Origin of the sequence: Nonomuraea maheshkhaliensis (genome assembly GCF_039529435.1) — a bacterium.
Classification (GTDB): Bacteria; Actinomycetota; Actinomycetes; order Streptosporangiales; family Streptosporangiaceae; genus Nonomuraea; species Nonomuraea maheshkhaliensis.
Genome location: NZ_BAAAMU010000048.1, coordinates 43,799 through 59,820, shown reverse-complemented (window position 1 = coordinate 59,820; position 16,022 = coordinate 43,799). Strand labels below are relative to the sequence as shown.

At 73.3% G+C, this 16,022-nt stretch carries 19 protein-coding genes; 10 read left to right on the top strand and 9 right to left on the bottom strand.

Going from position 1 to position 16,022, the window contains the following annotated elements; genetic code table 11:
• Positions 1-41: 41 nt before the first annotated feature.
• Both ABFX54_RS28915 and ABFX54_RS28910 read left to right on the top strand, forming a co-directional pair.
• Entirely contained in the window at positions 42-887 is an 846-nt protein-coding gene (locus tag ABFX54_RS28915; protein ID WP_346109708.1) for a M55 family metallopeptidase, read from the top strand.
• Positions 888-930: 43 nt separating this feature from the next.
• Positions 931-1,665, top strand: coding sequence for a phosphotransferase enzyme family protein (locus ABFX54_RS28910; RefSeq protein ID WP_346109707.1), 735 nt, complete (start codon positions 931-933; stop codon positions 1,663-1,665).
• 3 nt (positions 1,666-1,668) lie between these two features.
• On the opposite strand, the gene ABFX54_RS28905 is transcribed toward ABFX54_RS28910, so the two are convergent.
• Positions 1,669-2,484 (bottom strand): SDR family NAD(P)-dependent oxidoreductase, encoded by an 816-nt coding sequence (locus ABFX54_RS28905; protein ID WP_346109706.1) that lies wholly within the window; start codon positions 2,482-2,484, stop codon positions 1,669-1,671.
• Between the two features lie 112 nt (positions 2,485-2,596).
• On the opposite strand from ABFX54_RS28905, the gene ABFX54_RS28900 reads away from it, so the two are divergent.
• Positions 2,597-3,196, top strand: coding sequence for a TetR/AcrR family transcriptional regulator (locus ABFX54_RS28900; RefSeq protein ID WP_346109705.1), 600 nt, complete (start codon positions 2,597-2,599; stop codon positions 3,194-3,196).
• 1 nt (position 3,197) lies between these two features.
• Here ABFX54_RS28900 and ABFX54_RS28895 read toward each other — a convergent pair whose 3' ends face one another.
• Entirely contained in the window at positions 3,198-3,533 is a 336-nt protein-coding gene (locus tag ABFX54_RS28895; protein WP_346109704.1) for a VOC family protein, read from the bottom strand.
• Positions 3,534-3,568: 35 nt separating this feature from the next.
• Positions 3,569-4,342 (bottom strand): oxidoreductase, encoded by a 774-nt coding sequence (locus ABFX54_RS28890; RefSeq protein WP_346109703.1) that lies wholly within the window; start codon positions 4,340-4,342, stop codon positions 3,569-3,571.
• 82 nt (positions 4,343-4,424) lie between these two features.
• Between ABFX54_RS28890 and ABFX54_RS28885 the strand changes: the two genes are divergently transcribed.
• The 6 genes from ABFX54_RS28885 (at position 4,425) to ABFX54_RS28860 (ending at position 10,341) form a co-directional block, all read left to right on the top strand.
• Positions 4,425-5,006, top strand: coding sequence for a TetR/AcrR family transcriptional regulator (locus ABFX54_RS28885; protein WP_346109702.1), 582 nt, complete (start codon positions 4,425-4,427; stop codon positions 5,004-5,006).
• Positions 5,007-5,123: 117 nt separating this feature from the next.
• The gene (locus ABFX54_RS28880) at positions 5,124-6,080 is read left to right on the top strand and encodes a D-alanine--D-alanine ligase family protein (protein WP_346109701.1); all 957 of its coding nucleotides are present in this window, start codon (positions 5,124-5,126) and stop codon (positions 6,078-6,080) included.
• Positions 6,081-6,085: 5 nt separating this feature from the next.
• The gene (locus tag ABFX54_RS28875; protein ID WP_346109728.1) at positions 6,086-7,456 is read left to right on the top strand and encodes a UDP-N-acetylmuramoyl-tripeptide--D-alanyl-D-alanine ligase; all 1,371 of its coding nucleotides are present in this window, start codon (positions 6,086-6,088) and stop codon (positions 7,454-7,456) included.
• Positions 7,457-7,508: 52 nt separating this feature from the next.
• Complete coding sequence (locus ABFX54_RS28870; protein ID WP_346109700.1) at positions 7,509-8,249, top strand: aspartate/glutamate racemase family protein; 741 nt, start codon at positions 7,509-7,511, stop codon at positions 8,247-8,249.
• Positions 8,250-8,321: 72 nt separating this feature from the next.
• Positions 8,322-8,639 (top strand): hypothetical protein, encoded by a 318-nt coding sequence (locus ABFX54_RS28865; protein WP_346109699.1) that lies wholly within the window; start codon positions 8,322-8,324, stop codon positions 8,637-8,639.
• Positions 8,640-8,736: 97 nt separating this feature from the next.
• The gene (locus tag ABFX54_RS28860; protein WP_346109698.1) at positions 8,737-10,341 is read left to right on the top strand and encodes a HEAT repeat domain-containing protein; all 1,605 of its coding nucleotides are present in this window, start codon (positions 8,737-8,739) and stop codon (positions 10,339-10,341) included.
• Between the two features lie 121 nt (positions 10,342-10,462).
• Here the strand turns inward: ABFX54_RS28860 and ABFX54_RS28855 are convergent, their stop codons facing one another.
• Both ABFX54_RS28855 and ABFX54_RS28850 read right to left on the bottom strand, forming a co-directional pair.
• Complete coding sequence (locus tag ABFX54_RS28855) at positions 10,463-11,740, bottom strand: alpha/beta fold hydrolase (protein ID WP_346109697.1); 1,278 nt, start codon at positions 11,738-11,740, stop codon at positions 10,463-10,465.
• Between the two features lie 61 nt (positions 11,741-11,801).
• Positions 11,802-12,392, bottom strand: coding sequence for a TetR/AcrR family transcriptional regulator (locus tag ABFX54_RS28850; RefSeq protein WP_346109696.1), 591 nt, complete (start codon positions 12,390-12,392; stop codon positions 11,802-11,804).
• An 89-nt stretch (positions 12,393-12,481) separates the two neighbouring features.
• Between ABFX54_RS28850 and ABFX54_RS28845 the strand changes: the two genes are divergently transcribed.
• Entirely contained in the window at positions 12,482-13,264 is a 783-nt protein-coding gene (locus tag ABFX54_RS28845; protein WP_346109695.1) for an SDR family oxidoreductase, read from the top strand.
• 43 nt (positions 13,265-13,307) lie between these two features.
• Here ABFX54_RS28845 and ABFX54_RS28840 read toward each other — a convergent pair whose 3' ends face one another.
• The 4 genes from ABFX54_RS28840 to ABFX54_RS28825 are packed head-to-tail and all read right to left on the bottom strand — an operon-like array spanning position 13,308 to position 15,996.
• On the bottom strand, positions 13,308-14,330 hold the full coding sequence (locus tag ABFX54_RS28840; RefSeq protein WP_346109694.1) for a VOC family protein: 1,023 nt from the start codon (positions 14,328-14,330) through the stop codon (positions 13,308-13,310).
• Positions 14,327-14,677: an ArsR/SmtB family transcription factor gene (locus ABFX54_RS28835; protein ID WP_346109693.1), complete on the bottom strand. Its 351-nt coding sequence runs from the start codon at positions 14,675-14,677 to the stop codon at positions 14,327-14,329. Before ABFX54_RS28835 ends, ABFX54_RS28840 begins: the two co-directional genes overlap by 4 nt.
• 39 nt (positions 14,678-14,716) lie before the next feature.
• Positions 14,717-15,322 (bottom strand): energy-coupling factor transporter transmembrane component T family protein, encoded by a 606-nt coding sequence (locus ABFX54_RS28830; protein WP_346109692.1) that lies wholly within the window; start codon positions 15,320-15,322, stop codon positions 14,717-14,719.
• Positions 15,319-15,996 (bottom strand): energy-coupling factor ABC transporter ATP-binding protein, encoded by a 678-nt coding sequence (locus tag ABFX54_RS28825; RefSeq protein WP_346109691.1) that lies wholly within the window; start codon positions 15,994-15,996, stop codon positions 15,319-15,321. Before ABFX54_RS28825 ends, ABFX54_RS28830 begins: the two co-directional genes overlap by 4 nt.
• Between the last annotated feature and the right edge of the window lie 26 nt (positions 15,997-16,022).

Genomic DNA, 16,022 nt, shown 5'->3' with positions numbered 1-16,022 from the left:
GGCGCCGGTCCCGGACGAGGGGCATCGCTAAGATCGCGGGCATGCGAGTCTTCGTCTCGATCGACATGGAGGGAGTCGCGGGCGTCGCGACCCTCGACCAGGCCGTACGCGGCGGCACCGGCTACGCGCGCGCCCAGCGGCTGATGACCGCCGAGGCCGACGCCGCCGTCAGGGGCGCCTTCGACGCCGGCGCCGATGAGGTCGTGGTCAACGACAGCCACGGCAGCATGGACAACCTGCTCCACGCCGAGCTGGACCCGCGCGCCCAGGTGGTGACCGGCTCGCCCAAACCGCTGGCCATGATGCAGGGCATCACGGAAGGCGACGCGGTCGCCCTGCTCGTCGGCTACCACGCGGCGGCAGGCGAGCAGGGCGTGCTGGCGCACAGCTTCTCCGGCGCCTTCCGCGAGATCCGGGTGAACGGCGCGCCGGTCGGCGAGCTTGAGGTCAACGCCCTTCACGCCGCGGCGCTGGGCGTGCCCGTGGGGCTGGTCACCGGCGACGACCTGGTCTGCGCCGCGGCGGCCAAGGCGCTGCCCGGGGTGCTGACCGTGCCGGTGAAGCGGGCGGCGGGCTTCCACGCGGCGACCTCCACGCACCCGTCGGTGGCCGCCGAGCGCATCAGGGCCGCCGCCCGCGACGCCGTGGCCGGTCACGCCGGGCTGGAGTGCCCGCCGGTGCCGGACGGCATGCGCGTCGAGATCGAGTTCACCACCCCGCTGGCCTGCGACTACGCCATGTACGTGCCTGAGGCGCGGCGCCTCGGCGGCGTGGGGCTCGTCCGCGAGGTCGGCAGCACCGAGGACCTGATCCGGCTGATCTCCGCCTGCCTGCACCTGTCGGCCAACGCGACCAGGGACACCGCCGCCGTGGCGGCCCGGCGCTGAACCTCCAGCGCCGCGTACCGGCGATCCGCGTAAGATCTGCTCAATGGGATGGGAGACACTCAAGCGGTGGGGCGCGGACGCCGCCCGCGTCGAGCCGCTCACCGGCGGAGTCGCCAACGACGTGTGGAGTGTGCGCGTCGGCGGGCGCCTCGCGGTCGGCCGGCTCGGCACCAGGAGCGACGCCGACCTCGCGTGGGAGACCGAGCTGCTCCAGCATCTCGACCGCGAAGGTCTGACCGTGCCGGTGCCGATCCCGGCGACGGACGGACGGCTGTTCGCCGACGGCCTGGTGGTGATGACCTACGTCGAGGGCCTGGCACCCGAGACGGACGCCGACTGGCGCCGTGCGGCCGAGGCGCTCCGCCGGCTGCACGAGCTGACGCGGGGCTGGCCGCAGCGCCCGGGCTGGCGGTCGTCGGCCGACCTCCTGCACGCCGAGACCGGGACGAAGGTCGACCTCCGCGCGATGCCCGCAGAAGGCGTCGCCCGGTGCCGGGCGGCGTGGGCGCGGCTCGCCGGGCGTGAGACCTGCGTCGTCCACGGCGACTCCAACAACCTGGGCAACGTCCGGGTGACCGCTGATCGGGTCGCGCTGATCGACTGGGACGAGGCGCACGTCGACGTTCCCGAGCTCGACCTGGTGCTGCCCGGCAACGCCGCCGGCCTGGACGACGCCGCGTACGACGTCGCCGCGCAGGCGTCGGCCGCCTGGGAGGCCGCCGTCTGCTGGGACGACGAGTACGCGGTCAAGCGGCTCGCCGAAGTCCGGGCGATCTGAGCGTCACCCGGCGGCCTTGCGGCTGAGGTCTTCCCAGGCCCGGTACGCCGCCACCCGCTGCTCCAGGCCGGCCAGCACCATGTCGTACGACGCGCTGCCCACGACGAGCCGGCGCGGCGGATCCGCCAGCCCGGCCAGCTCCATGATCACCGGCGCCGCCGTGCTCGGCGCGGGCCCGGCCTCGTCGCCCCACATCTCGATCAGCTGGTCGCGCAGCCCCTGGTAGTGCGGCAAGGGGTCGGTCGTCGTCGTGCCCGTGGTGAACAGGGCGGTGTCGTAGCCGCCCATCTGCACGATGGTGAGCTTGACCCCGAACTGCTCCGCCTCCATGGCCACGGCCTCGGAGATCGAGTCGAGTGCCGACTTGCCGGCCGCGTACAGGCCGGTCATGGGGAAGCCGCCGCCCGTGCCCATCGTCGTGATCTGGAGGATGCGGCCGCCGCCCTGAGCGCGCAGGTGCGGCAGCACGGCCTGGGTGACCCAGAGCGCGCCGAACACGTTGACCGCGAAATGGTCCCTGATCTGCTCTTCCGTCACCTCCTCCACCATGCCGAGCAGCATGGCGCCGGCGTTGTTGACCACGACGTCGAGCCGGCCGAAGGCCGCGACCGCCTTGTCCACGCCCTCGAACACGGCCGCCCGGTCGGACACGTCGAGCGGGAGCCGTACCAGCCGGTCCGGATGCTCGGCGGCCAGGTCGGCGAGCGGCTCGATGTTCCGCGCCGCCCCGATGACCCGATCCCCCGCCTCCAGGGCCGCTTCCGTGAACGCCCGGCCCAGGCCGCGCGACGCACCGGTGATGAACCACACTCGGCTCACTGCAATCCCCTTTGTTCAGATTCGTCGCCAAACGAGACAAGACGCTACGTCTCGTCTCACTAAACTGTCAAGACGGAACGTCTCGTCTCGCATGTGTGGTACGATCCCGGCCATGGTGAAGCAGCCCGACCCCGCCCGCCGCAGTGAGCGCTCCCGGCAGGCCATCCTCGCCGCCGCCCGCGAGCTGGTCTCCGAGGTGGGCTACGCCAAGCTGACCATCGAGGCCATCGCGGCCCGGGCCGGCGTGGGCAAGCAGACCATCTACCGCTGGTGGCCCTCCAAGGGCGCGGTCGTCCTCGACGCCTTCCTCGCCCTGAGCGAGGCCGGGCCCGAGGGGAGCATGGCGCTGCCCGACACCGGCGACGTGGCGGCCGACCTCAAGGCGGTGATGCGGGCGACGGTGGCCGAGTTCGCCGACCCGGCGTTCGAGGGGCCGATCCGCGCGCTCAACGCCGAGATCATCAACGATCCCGCGCTGGCCGCGCAATACCGCGAGAAGCTGGCCGGTCCGGTGGACGAGGCCAAGAAGGAGCGGCTGCGCAGCGCGCAGCGGGCCGGGCAACTCGCCGCCGACGCCGATCTCGACCTGGCCCTCGAGCTGCTGTACGCCCCCCTCTACCAGCGCTGGCTGCTGCGCACGGGACCGCTCACCCCTGACTACGCCGACGCCCTGGCCGAAGCCTTCCTCAGGGCCATGCGCCCGGCCCGCTGACTCAGGCCGGACGGACGCAGAAGGGATGCCCGGCCGGGCTCGCGTACACTCCGGCCTGACTCAGCCGCGTGCCGCCGGCCGCGAGCACTCGCTCGTCCGCGCCCGCCATGTCGTCCGTGGCGAGATCGACGTGCAGTTGTTGTGAGACGCCGCCGGGCCACTGCGGCGGCACGTGCCCGGGGGCGTGCTGGATCACGATCACGGGGAAGCCGTCGATCCGCAGGAAGTGGTGCGTCGCCGTCCTGGTGACCGTGCCGCCGAGCAGCCGGTGCCAGAACGAGCTCTCGCTCTCCGGGTCCCCGGCGTCCACGACGAGTGACAAAAGGCTGAAGGTCATGATGCTCTCCTTGATGTGGATGTGGACACAGCGGTTCAGACGACGGGGATGATGCCGCCGTCCACCCGGTACTGGGCGCCGGTGAGCCAGCGGCCACGGTCCGAGGCGAGGAACGCGATCAGCTCCGCGACGTCCTCGGGCCGGCCGGGGCGCCCCATCGGGACCTTCAGGTGCTCCACGAGCCGCCGCTGCATCTCCTCGACGCTCACTCCCCGGCTGTCGGCCATGTGCCGCAGGTGATCGGCCGCCCCCTCGGTGACGACGAAGCCCGGAAGGACGCACACCACGCGTACGCCGTGCGTGCCCACGGCCGTCGCCAGCTCGCGGCTGTAGGCGTTGAGCGCCGCCTTCGACGCCGCGTACGACGCCTCGGCGGGCTGGGGGAGGTGGCTGGCGATGGAGGAGACGTGCACCACGACGCCGGCGCCGCGCTCGACCATCCCGGGCACCAGGACCCGGTCCAGCCGGACCGCGCTGAGCAGGTTGATCTCCAGGTCGGCCAGCCACGACGCGTCGGACCGCTCCAGGGTCGGCGCCGGCCCGGCCGTCGCTCCGGCGTTGTCGACCAGGACGTCGACGCCTCCGGCGCGCTCCACCACGCGCCGGCCGAGCTCCGCCACCCCCTCCTCGGAGCGCAGGTCGGCGGGGATGAAGGTGGCGGGCAGGTCGTCAGGGGGCGCGGTACGCGAGGCCGTCAGGACGGTGGCGCCGGCCGCGGCGAAGCGTCGGGCCGTGGCCAGCCCGAGCCCCCGGCTCGCGCCGGTCACCAGCACGCGCAGGCCGGCCGGCTCTTTGTCGTCGATCGTCATGGGTGTGACTCCAGCAATAAGGTGAATCGGACTCCGGAAACTCTACACATATACTGAACCGGACTCACATTAGGGAGGACCGTTGCCGTCACCACGTCCGCTGCGCGCCGACGCCCGCCGAAACCGCGAAGCGCTCCTGGCCGCGGCACGGGAGGCGTTCCTCGCCGACGACGACGCCCACGTGGAGGAGATCGCCAGCCGGGCCGGCGTGGCCGTCGGCACGCTGTACCGCCACTTCGACACGCGCGAGGCGCTGGTCGCCGAGGTCTACCGCCAGGAGGTCGCCGACCTCTGCGCGACCCCCGCCCGGCTGCTCGCCGAGCACGCCCCCGACGAGGCCCTGCGCGCCTTCCTGCTGCTGCTCGTGGAGCACGCGGCGGTGAGCAAGGGGATGGGCGAGGCGCTGGAGAGCATCATGGCCACCGACTCGCCGGTCTTCGACGACGCGCGCGAGGAGATGGCCCGCGCCCTCGACGACCTCCTCGCCGCCGGAGTCGCGGCCGGCCTGCTCCGCGACGGCGTCAGCGGACGCGTCCTGCTGCGCGGCCTCGGCGGAATCTGCTCGATGCGCGCCAACGGCTGGCAGGAGGACGCGATCCGCATCGCCACGATCCTGTACGACGGCCTGCGCCACGGCGCGGCGTCCACCGGATCGCACCCGTGACACAACCATGACACGGCGCTGACCAGGCGGGGACACCGGCGGCCGACAGTGGTGGAGGCCCGGTCCCGGGTGACGGGACCGGCGCTCCCCCGTGCCACTGAGGAAGGCTGATCGATCGTGACTGAACGCGTGCGCGTGGCTGTGCTGGCGGGCGGGCCGTCCGCCGAGCACGAGGTGTCGCTGCAGTCGGCGCAGGCGGTGCTGGACGCTCTGCCGAGAGACCTGTACGACCCCGTCGCCGTCATCATCGACCGGCAGGGCAGATGGCCCGCGCACTTCGGCCGCGACCGGGCGGACGTGGTCTTCCCCGTGCTGCACGGGCCGTTCGGCGAGGACGGCGTCGTCCAGGGCCACCTGGAGACGCTGGGCATCCCGTACGTGGGCTGCGGCGTCCTGGCCTCGGCCGTGGCCATGAACAAGGTCGCGATGCGGCGCGCGTTCCTCGCCGAGGGCATCCCGGTGCCCCCTTACGTGTGGTTCACCGAGCACGAATGGCGTGCCACCACCGACCCCTGGGGCCTGGTGAAGCCGCTCGACTGGCCGATGTACGTCAAACCGGCCGGCCTGGGCTCCTCCATCGGCATCTCCCGGGTCACCACCATGGACGAGCTGCGCGCCGGCGTGGAACTGGCGCTCACCCACGACCGGACGGTCGTCGTCGAGCAGGAGGTACGCGCCCGCGAGCTCATCTGCGGCGTGCTGGGCGACCACGACACCCCGGACGCGTCGGTGCCAGGCGAGCTCATCGTGCCCGGCGCCTGGCTGGACTACGAGGCCAAATACCTCAGCCAGGCCGAGATCGCCACGATCCCCGCCGAGCTGCCGGAGCGGGTGGCCGAGGACGTACGCGAGCTGTCCCTGCGCGCCTTCCGGGCCATCGACGGCTACGGCCTGGCCAGGGCCGACTTCCTCTACGAGGGGGACACCGGCCGCCTCCATCTGCTGGAGATCAACACCATGCCCGGCTTCACGGCCCGCTCCGTCTACGCCAGGGCGTGGGCCGCGAGCGGCGTCCCGTACCCGGAGTTGCTGCGCCGCCTCATCGACCTCGCGTTCGCCAGGAGCGGCTCGTGATCCCCATGACGCTGGAGGAGATCGCGCAGGTCGTCGGCGCGACCCCGTACGACGTGGGCGACCCGGGGGCGCTGGTGACGGCGCCGGCGGCGGTCGACTCGCGCGAGGTGGTCCCCGGCGGCCTCTTCGCCGCGACGGTCGGCGCGCGGGTGGACGGGCACGACTACGCGGGCGTCGCCATGGCGGCCGGCGCGGTCGCCGTGCTCGCCTCCAGGCCCGTCGGCGTGCCCGCGCTGGTGGTCGAGGACGTCCAGGTCGCGCTCGGCCTGCTGGCCAGGCACGTGCTCGGCCGCATCGGCCCGGTCGTGATCGGCCTGACCGGCTCGGTGGGCAAGACCACCACCAAGGACCTGCTGGCCCAGGTGCTCGAACGGCACGCGGCGACGGTCGCCACCGACCGCTCGTTCAACAACGAGCTCGGGCTGCCGCTCACCGTGCTGCGCGCCGACGCGGGCACCCGCTACCTGGTGCTGGAGATGGGCGCGGGCCGCAAGGGCGACCTGACGTACCTGACCGGCATCGCGCCGCCCCAGGTCGGGCTGGTGCTCAATGTCGGCAGCGCGCACGTGGAACGCATGGGAGCCGGGCCCGCCGACATCGCCGAGGCCAAGGGCGAGCTGGTCGCGGCCCTGCCTGCGGACGGGTTCGCGCTGCTCAACGCCGACGACCCGTACGTCATGGGCATGGCGGGCCGCACGAAGGCCCAGATCGTGCGCTTCGGCCGGTCGCCGCAGGCGGCGGTGCGGGCCGGGGACGTGCGGCCGGCCGGGCGCGGGCGGACCGCGTTCGAACTGGTGACGCCCTCCGGGCGGGCCCCCGTCGAGCTCGACCTCATCGGCGAGCACCAGGTGGCCGCCGACGAGGCGGCCGCCGCCGTCGCCACCGTGCTCGGGCTGGACACGCGCGAGATCGCCGCCGGGCTCAACGCGGCCCGGCGGCGCTCGTCCGGCCGGCTGGAGATCGTCGAACGAGCCGACGGCGTCACCGTCGTCGACGACGCCTACAACGCCAGCCCCGAATCCATGCGGGCCGGGCTGCGCGCGGCCAGGGCCCTGGCCGGGAACCGGCGCAGCGTCGCCGTGCTCGGCGCGATGGGACAGCAGGCGGACGTCTCCCGCGCCCGGCACACCGAGATTGGCCGGCTCGTCGCCGAACTCGGCTACGACCTGCTGATCGCGGTCGGATCGGGAGATCCGGTCGCGCTGGCCGGCGAGGCGGCCGCCGCGAGCCGGAACGTGTCCGTCCACGCCGTCGAGGACGTGGCCGGGGCGATCACGCTGGCCACGGCCCTGATCCAGCCGGGCGACGTGGTGTTCGTCAAGGCCTCCAGCGAGGTCGGCCTCGGGGCCTGCGCCCGCGCGCTGGCCGGCGCCTGACCGCCCGCGCGGCACCGAGCCCATCATGCACACGAGAGCGAAACGGAGTTCCATGCGCGCCATCGGCCTCATCGGCGGGTTGAGCTGGGAATCGACGGTGATCTACTACCAGATCATCAACCAGCGGGTACGCGAGCGGCTCGGCGGCAGCCACTCCGCCGACAGCCTCATCTGGTCGGTCGACTACACCACCGTCGAGAACCTCATCTTCGCCGACCGCTGGGACGAGGTGAGCGCGCTGCTGACCGAGGCGGGCGGGAAACTGGAGCGGCTCGGCGCCGAGGTCCTGCTCATCTGCAGCAACACCTTCAGCCGGGTGAGCGACGACGTGGCGCGGGCCGCGAACGTGCCCGTGCTGCACATCGCCGACGCCGTGGGCGCCGAGGTGCGCGCCAGGGGGATGCGCAAGGTCGGCCTGCTGGGCACGCGTTTCACCATGGAGCAGCCCTTCTACCGCGATCGGCTGGCCGCGCACGGCTTCGACGTGGTCGTACCGGGGCGGGAGCAGCGCGAGCTCGTCCATCGCGTGATCTTCGAGGAGCTGGTGCGCGGGGTGCTGCGGGAGCCGTCCAGGGACGCCTACGCCCGCATCGTCGCCGACCTGGCGGACGACGGCGCCGAAGCCGTCATCCTCGGCTGCACGGAGATCGAGCTGCTGATCGGCGAGAAGGACACCCCCGTCCCTGTGCTGCCGAGCGCCCGGCTGCACGCGGAGGCCGCGGCCGCCTTCGCCCTGGCCGGCCCCTTGATCGACCCTGCCCTTGATCGGCCCGGCTTCGGCCCACTAGCCTGATCGCCGTTTCTGCCGGAACGGCGGGCGGACGATCGCGCCACGCCGCCATGAGAGCTCGGGGGCCGACCGACGATGAGCGCGGAAGAGGACTTCAAGCAGGTCGGCGCGGAGCTGGCCGACCTGGGGGTACGGATCTCCAGGATGATGGGCCGGCCCGCGCTCAAGGACCAGGCGGGCAAGGTGTTCGCGAGCCTGCAGCGCGACGGGGCGATGGTGTTCCGGCTGGTCAGGGAGACGCCCGAACACGCGGCCGCGCTGCGGCTGGCCGGAGCCCGCCTGTTCGACCCCTCGGGGCAGGGCAGGGAGATGAAGGACTGGGTGGTCGTGCCGCACGCCTCGGCCGGGCAGTGGACGGACCTGGCCGAGGCCGCCCTCAGCCGCCCGCGCTGATCGGCGGGCACTGGCCGGCTTCCTGATCGCCGCCCGAGCGCTGGAGCACCACAGGACCCGGAACAAATGTCAGCCGGCTCGGCTACGGTGATCCGCCATGAGTGATCATTTCCCGCCGGCCGAGGACGTCCTGGTCCTCCCCGAGCACCTGCGCCGAGACCTGCACCTGCGACGGGGCGGCGTGCTGTCCACCGAACCGGGCGTCTTCGACCGGGCGCTGGGCGAGGTCGCGCCCGGCGACACCGTCGGCCCCGCTGCCGCGGACGTGGCGGCGAAGCTGGCCGACGAGCACCGCGGCCACATCAAGGCGGTGCTGTCGGCGGCCGCGAGTGACCCGGCCCTGGTCGCGCACGCGCGGGCGTACCTCGGCGGCGCCGACGACCCCGCCGGGGCGGCGGCGATCGCGTCGATCGTCGCCGGCGTGCGGGGAGGCAACGAGACGCCGCGCACCTTCACCGACGGCTGGATCGCCTCCCACGGGCTCGCCTTCGCCGCCTGCGCGCTGGCCGAGCTGACCGCCGTCGACTCCTTCGGGAAGGGCCTGCGCCCGACGGACGCCCTCCGGCAGATCGACTCGGTCAGCCTGCGCCGGGTCCGCGGGCTGCTGGCCCTCTGCCCCGAGGAGGAATACCTGCGGGCGGTCGAACGGCTGGCCGCGCACCGCGGCACCCGCACCCGGCGGTTCGTCGTCTCCTACCTGGTGCCCACCCGCGACGACTGGATGGACGAGTGCTGCGCCGAGCCGCCGTCCGCCGAGTGGGGTTCCAACGCCTTCTATCGCGAGCGGCTGTGGGCGTCGGTGAGCACGCCACGGCACCTCGAACTGCTCGGCTGGCGGCTGGAGGACTCCGACTTCGACGCGCTCACGTACGGGATGCGCGCCACGATGGCCGACGGCCTGGGGGCGGCGGTCGCCCCGGTCCTGGTCGACGCCTGGGACCGGCTCAAGATCTACACGCGGTGGCGGGAGCCGTTCGTCGAGCTGATCTCCCTGCTGCCCAGTGATGAGGCGTTCGAGCTGCTGCTGGAGCGATACGAGCGGGAGTTCGCGGGTGCGCACCTGCGGGCCGCGATGGAGCGGTTCCCCGTACGGGCGGCGCGGGTGCTGTCCAGGGTGGCCGCGAGCGACTCGACGTCGGCGCTGCTCGCCGCCGGGCTGCTCCGCACGCACCTCAAGGCCCGTCCCGAGCTGTCCGGTCCGGCCCCGGCGCCGCGGGTTCCGGACGCGCCCGCCGCGGACGTCCCGGCGGTGCTGACCGCGCCGGGCCGGGCGCCCCGGCTGCCCGCCTACGCCGAGCCCGACCTCCTGCCGCAGGTGCTGCTCAAGGGCGGTGGCCTGGCCCTGCCCGCCGCCGCGACCAGGCGGCTCGTCGCACTGGCCAAGAAGCAGGACGAGTCGCTGGACGCGGTGCGCGACGCCTGCGACCGGCGCTCGCTGGCCGATCTGGGCTGGGCGCTGTTCCTGCACGGCGACGCCTGGGCGCTGGCCGCGCTGGGCCTGCTCGGCGACGACCGGACGGCCCGCGAGCTGGCCGCCCTGATCCCCGGCTGGGTGAGGCGGGGCACCAAGGCCCGTGCGGTCAAGGCGGTCGAGGCCATCGCCCGGATCGGCACCCCGGAGGCCCTGGACGTGCTGGCCGAACTGGCGAAGAAGGCCCCGGACACCACGGTCAGGGACGCCGCGGCGAAAGCACGCCCGTGATACCCGGCCGGAGGAGGGGCCCGGCGTGCCGGCCGTCGAGATCGAACTCCCACCAGGCGCGCTCGACGAGGCCGCCGCTCCCGGCCGGGTCGCGGAACAGGCGCGGCCGGCGACCGGCCGCTCAAGGCGTGATCGGGTCCCGCAGGAACGCGGTGACCAGTTCCTGGTACCTGGCGGGCTGCTCGTGGGCGATGTCGTGCCCGGACCCGTCGATCTCGCGGAAGGTGGCGTTCGGCAGGACGTCGGCGTACTCGCGGGCGACCTCGGGCGCCAGATAGTCGCACGAGCCGAGCAGCACCAGCACGGGCACGGCCACCCGGCGCAGCGCGGGCCGGGGGTCGGCGACCCGGCGGGCATCGCGCGAGGTCATGGCGTTGGCCCAGAACCCCAGCCCCGGCTGCGGCGCCCGCAGCGGCCGGCCGGGGCAGCCCGCGCGCATGTCGAGCTCGCCGACGAAGGACTGGAACTCGCCGTCCATCGCCTCGTCCGGCAGCAGCGCGTGCGCCGCGCGTGGCCCCGCGACCTCGACGAGCGCGGCGCCGAGCAGCATCCGCGGGTGGCGCTCCCACAGCGCCCGGTTCTGGTCGCGCAGCCCGCTCTCCGTCAGGTGCCGGTTGTCCGGGAAGGCGGGCGACCACATGGTTCCCGGCGAGGCCACGACCGCGCGGGCCACCCGGTCCGGGTGCGCGGCCAGGTAGGCGGCGACGAGCTGACCGCCCCATGAGGTGCCGGCCAGCACGACCCGGTCGGCGCCGATCGCGGCCCTGACGGCGTCCAGGTCGGCGACGTGCCGGGCGACCGTGTAGCCGCCCACGTCGGGCAGGCGGCTGGACAGGCCCGCGCCCACCTGGTGGTAGGCGTACACGTCGAAGCCCTCGGCGGCGAGCGCGGGGGCGAGTGGCGACGGCGCGGTGTCCGGCGCGCCCGGCCCGCCGTGGAGGAGGATGACCGGCGTGTCCCGGCGCTCGCCCCGCGCGGGGGTACGGGTGTAGGCGATGTGCGAGCCGGTCGGCAGGTCCCAGTACCGCGTTCCCGGCCCGGCGACGATCGGCCGGGACGGTGGCCGGCCGGACAGCAGGCCCGCGAGGGGTACGGCGGCGGCCGTCAGCAGCAGTCCGGCGACCGCGATCGGCAGCAGGCGCCGCACCCGTGGGCCCGCCACCCGCCGCAGCGCCGACCGGCACAACCACCAGGTGAGGCCCGCCAGCATCGACGCGCCCACGGCGAGCGCCACGTACCGGTTGCCACTCGCCGCGGCCGCCGCCCACAGCGCGCCGAGCCCCGCCCCGAGCCCGACCGGAACCGTCAGGACGATGAGCAGTCCGGCCGCTGCCTTCGCTCCCGCTCCCGCGCGCCCGCTGCCCGCTGAACGGCCCGGCCCACCGTGCGAATCGCTCATGTCAGATCAACGTCTGATCGGGTCGTTTTTCTCCGCTGCTCCGCAGACCGGTCGGACACTGTCAGCGACCGGCGGCGGCCTCCGCCCGTTCGGCCAGCGTCCGGGCCAGGTCCACCACGATGGCGCGGCGGCGCGCGATGGCCCGCTCCTGGTCCGCCTCGTCCAGGATGAGGCGGCGCAGTTGCGGCACGGAGAAGTTCCACGCCACCAGGCCCAGGATGGTGAACAGCCAGTCCTGGGCCGTCTCCCGGTCCTCCAGGCCCGCCTCCAGCAGGCCGTCCACGTTCCCGCGGTAGAACTGCAGGCGTTCCTCTCCGCCCTCGATCCGGTCGCCGTCGGTCTCCAGGGACTCCCACAGCAGCAGGCGGATCAGCTCCGGATGCTCGGCGTACCAGTCGAACAGCAACCCCACCGACTCGGGCAGCGCTCGGGGGTCGAGGGTCACCGCGTGGCAGATCTCGTCCATCTTGGCCCGTACGACCTGGCCGAACAGCTTCTCCTTGCCACCGAAGTAGAGGTAGATCGCCTGCTTGTTGGCCTGCGCGGCGGCGGCGATGCGGTCGATCCTGGCGCCGGCCAGCCCGTGCTCGGCGAACTCGGCGGTAGCGGCCTGGAAGATCCGCTGCCGGGTCGCCTCCGCGTCGTATCTCATGCGGCAATTAAACCATCCAGTTGACTTTTTCGGCTACCAGGGCCAGAGTCTAAACCAACCAGATGGTTTATTTTTGAGAGGGACCACTCATGACCACGACCACGCTCGCCCCCATGCCGACCGGCTCTCCCCTGCCCACAGCACTGAAGGGCCGTACCGTAATGATCATCGGCGGCAGCTCCGGCATCGGCCTGGCCGCGGGCGCGCTGCTGACCTCGGTCGGAGCCCGGGTCGCGCTCGTGGCGCGCGACCCGGGCCGTCTGGAGGCCGCCCTCGACCACCTACGCGCGACGCCCGGCGCCTCCGCGCTCGGGATCTCCGCCGACGGCAACGACGAGAGCGAGGTGGAACGGGCGCTCGACCAGGTGGGCGAGGTGGACCACGTCCTGGTGACGGCAGGTTCCATCTCCGGCGGAGCACTGCTGGACACGCCGCGCGACCAGGTCGCCGCCGCCGTGGACGGACGCATCTGGGGCCCGTACGGCGTCGCCCGCGCCGCCGCCCCCCGCCTGCCCGCCGGCGGTTCGATCACCCTCACCTCGGGCCTCTACCTGGTGCGCCCCGTCCCGGGAGCGGCCGCGAGCATCGCCGGCATCGGCGCGGTGGAAGCGCTGACCAAGGCGCTGGCGGTGGAGCTGGCGCCCCGGCGGCTGCGGGTCAACGCCGTCCGCTACGGGGCGATCGACACGCCGCTGTCGCGTGCGGTGATGGGGCTGGCCGACGACGCGGCGGTGGCGGCCGCCGGGCAGGGACTGCTGATCGGCCGGCTCGGCACGGCGCAGGAGGCGGCCTCGGCGGCGCTGTTCCTCATGGCGAACAACCTCATCACGGGCACGGTGCTCTCCGTCGACGGCGGCCAGGCCCTGGCGTGACGCCCTGCCGCCGCCGGCGAATCGGCCGCGCACCCGCGCGTCCTCACGGCAGGTTGAGCTGCCAGGAGACGCCGAAGCGGTCGTTGACCCAGCCGAAGCGGGTGCTGAAACCGTAGGAGCCGAGCGGCATCAGCGCCTGCCCGCCCTCGACGAGCGCGCCGTACAGCCGCTCCAGCTCCTCCTCGCCGCCGCACGTGACGTACAGCGACATCGACGGCGTGAACTCGAAGTCGTGCTTGACGTTGCTGTCGATGCACATGTGCTCCTGGCCCGCCAGGGTGAAGCGGGCGAGCTTGATCGTGCCCTCCTTGCCCTGCTCGCCGGGGCCGTAGCGCTCGGCATGGACGACCTTGGCGTCGTCGAAGAGCGAGACGTAGAAGTTCATCGCCTCCTCCGCGTCGCCCTTCTGGAACATGAGGAAGGGGGTCACCTTCTGCTGCGGCGGCGCGGGCGGCTGCTCCTCGGGGGCGTAGAAGGCGGTCGTCATGGCGACGGCGGCGGCGACCTCGCCGGCCGGCGCGCCCGCGGCCTGGTGGGCCTCACCCCAGGCCTGGCAGCTGCCGGTGATGTAGGCGCGGCCCTCCTCGGTCTTGTGGAAGGTGGCCTCGTCGACCCGCTCGCCGCCGCGCAGGTGGAGGGCCAGGCCGAGCAGCGCCAGGTCCCAGCCGACGCCGACCGCGCCGGGGCCGAACTGTCCCCAGAACTCCGGCGGCACCTCAGCCGTGTGGCGCAGTTCGAGCTCGGTGCCGCCGTCCTTGCCGGTCAGGCGCACCTCGACCTCGGAGAAGCCGGGGTCGGGGCCGAAGAGCCAGCTGACCCTCAGCAGGCTCGGCGGCTCGCACTGCAGGATCTCGCCGCCGGCGTTGCCCTCCAGCTGGTACGTGCCGCCCAGCCGCAGATCGCCGCTGACGGGCAGGAACCAGCGGGAGAGCCGGTCGCCGTCGGTGCACGCCTGCCAGACGTCCTCGACCTCGGCGTCGTAGTGGCGCCGCAGCACCACGACCTTGCGTTCGCCGTCGAGCAGTTCCCTGTGCGCCTGGGTGAGCTCGTCGATGATCTTTTTCACTTGTCCTCCGTATCGTCTTTCCTGCGGCGTTCTCGCCTGCCGCGGGCCAGCTCCGTCGCCAGGGCGTCCAGGCGTTGCTCCCAGAACCCGCGGAAGCGTTCCAGCCAGAGATCGACCTCCTGCAGCGGGCCCGGCTCGACGGCGTAGAGCCGCCGGGTGCCCTCGGCCCGCACGCTGGCGAACCCGTTGTCGCGCAGCACCCGCAGGTGCTGGGAGACGGCCGGCTGGGAGATCCCGAACTCGCGCTGGATGACAGCGGTCACCTCGCCGGAGCTCTGCTCGCCGCCGGCGAGCAGCTCCAGGATCCGGCGACGCACCGGATCCCCGAGAACGTCGAAAGCGTGCACGACCAGAGTATTTCAGTGCGGCCTTATATAAGTCAATCCTTAGTCATCGAGGCCGCGGGCGCTCAGCGCCTCCCCCAGCGCGTCGGCGTGCCGCAGCGAACCCACCACCAGCGGCACCGCGAACGCCCGCACACTGCGCTCGACGCCCCTGGCCCGCTGCGCCTCCCTGACGCGCGTGGCCAGCTCCGCCACCACCGGCACGCTGCGTATGGTCAGCGACAGCAGCAACGACAGCCGGAACGGGTCCAGCCCGACGAACCTGGCCGGCGACAGGCAGCGCTCCAGCGCCGCCATCATGGCCGAGGCGCGGGTGGTGAGCGTCACCAGCCCGGCCAGCGCCACCGCCAGCACCACCCGCAGCACCGTGGACAGCGCCCCCTGCAGATCGACGAACACCCACTGCATCCCGAACAGCGCCACCGCGAACCAGCGCACCGGCTTGACCTGCGCCCACGCCGCCGCCGGGCCCACCCGCGACAGCGCGTACAGGCCCGCCACCACGACCGCCGCCACCCCCAGCGCCGGCGGCGAGCCCAGCAGCACCAGCACCGTGCACGCCCCGGCCAGCCCGGCCAGCTTGACGCCGGCCGGGAGGCGGTGCAGCGGCGAGGAGCCGGGGACGTACGCGCCGAGCAGGCCGTTCACGCCATCAGCTTCCGGTAGAAGGAGATGGCCTCGTCAGGGGCGCCGTCGGCGACGACGCGGCCCTCGTCGATCACCAGCACCCGGTCGAAGCCCGCCAGCAGCGGCAGGTCGTGCGTGACCACCAGCACCTGCTGCGGCATCTCGCGCAGCAGGGCGGCGACCTGGCGGGAGTGGCGCAGGTCGAGCAGCGTGGTCGGCTCGTCCATGACCAGGATCCGCGGCTCCAGCACCATGACGGAGCACAGCGCCAGCAGCTGCTTCTGGCCTCCCGACAGGTGGTGGGCGGGATGGTCGGCGTGGCCGGCCAGGCCGTAACGGCCGAGGACCTCGTGCACGCGCTGCTCGACCTCCGCACGCGGCAGCTTGCTGCGGCGCAGGGAGAAGGCCACGTCCTCGGCCACGGTGGGCATCACGATCTGCGCGTCGGGGTCGGTGAAGACGAACCCGACACCGCGCCGGATCCGCGGGCCGTGGCGGCGGGTGTCCAGCCCGAGCACGGTGACGCTGCCGGAGGTCGGCACGGCCAGGCCGTTGATCAGGCGGGCCAGCGTGCTCTTGCCCGAGCCGTTGGCCCCGACCACGCCGACGCGGCTCTCGGGCAGGGAGGCGGTCACGCCGCGCAGCACGTCGCGCTCCCCCAGGCGAACGTGCACGTCGGCGAAGTCGATGCTCATCTCAGACCACCTCGGACGGGGCGGCA

Coding starts and splice junctions, on each gene's coding strand:
- ABFX54_RS28900 (WP_346109705.1), top strand. CDS start 2,597: ATGGTGAAGCAGCCCGACCCCGCCCGCCGCAGTGAGCGCTCCCGGCAG.
- ABFX54_RS28850 (WP_346109696.1), bottom strand. CDS start 12,392: ATGAGATACGACGCGGAGGCGACCCGGCAGCGGATCTTCCAGGCCGCT.
- ABFX54_RS28855 (WP_346109697.1), bottom strand. CDS start 11,740: ATGAGCGATTCGCACGGTGGGCCGGGCCGTTCAGCGGGCAGCGGGCGC.
- ABFX54_RS28875 (WP_346109728.1), top strand. CDS start 6,086: ATGACGCTGGAGGAGATCGCGCAGGTCGTCGGCGCGACCCCGTACGAC.
- ABFX54_RS28890 (WP_346109703.1), bottom strand. CDS start 4,342: ATGACGATCGACGACAAAGAGCCGGCCGGCCTGCGCGTGCTGGTGACC.
- ABFX54_RS28915 (WP_346109708.1), top strand. CDS start 42: ATGCGAGTCTTCGTCTCGATCGACATGGAGGGAGTCGCGGGCGTCGCG.
- ABFX54_RS28865 (WP_346109699.1), top strand. CDS start 8,322: ATGAGCGCGGAAGAGGACTTCAAGCAGGTCGGCGCGGAGCTGGCCGAC.
- ABFX54_RS28860 (WP_346109698.1), top strand. CDS start 8,737: ATGAGTGATCATTTCCCGCCGGCCGAGGACGTCCTGGTCCTCCCCGAG.
- ABFX54_RS28825 (WP_346109691.1), bottom strand. CDS start 15,996: ATGAGCATCGACTTCGCCGACGTGCACGTTCGCCTGGGGGAGCGCGAC.
- ABFX54_RS28870 (WP_346109700.1), top strand. CDS start 7,509: ATGCGCGCCATCGGCCTCATCGGCGGGTTGAGCTGGGAATCGACGGTG.
- ABFX54_RS28845 (WP_346109695.1), top strand. CDS start 12,482: ATGACCACGACCACGCTCGCCCCCATGCCGACCGGCTCTCCCCTGCCC.
- ABFX54_RS28910 (WP_346109707.1), top strand. CDS start 931: ATGGGATGGGAGACACTCAAGCGGTGGGGCGCGGACGCCGCCCGCGTC.
- ABFX54_RS28895 (WP_346109704.1), bottom strand. CDS start 3,533: ATGACCTTCAGCCTTTTGTCACTCGTCGTGGACGCCGGGGACCCGGAG.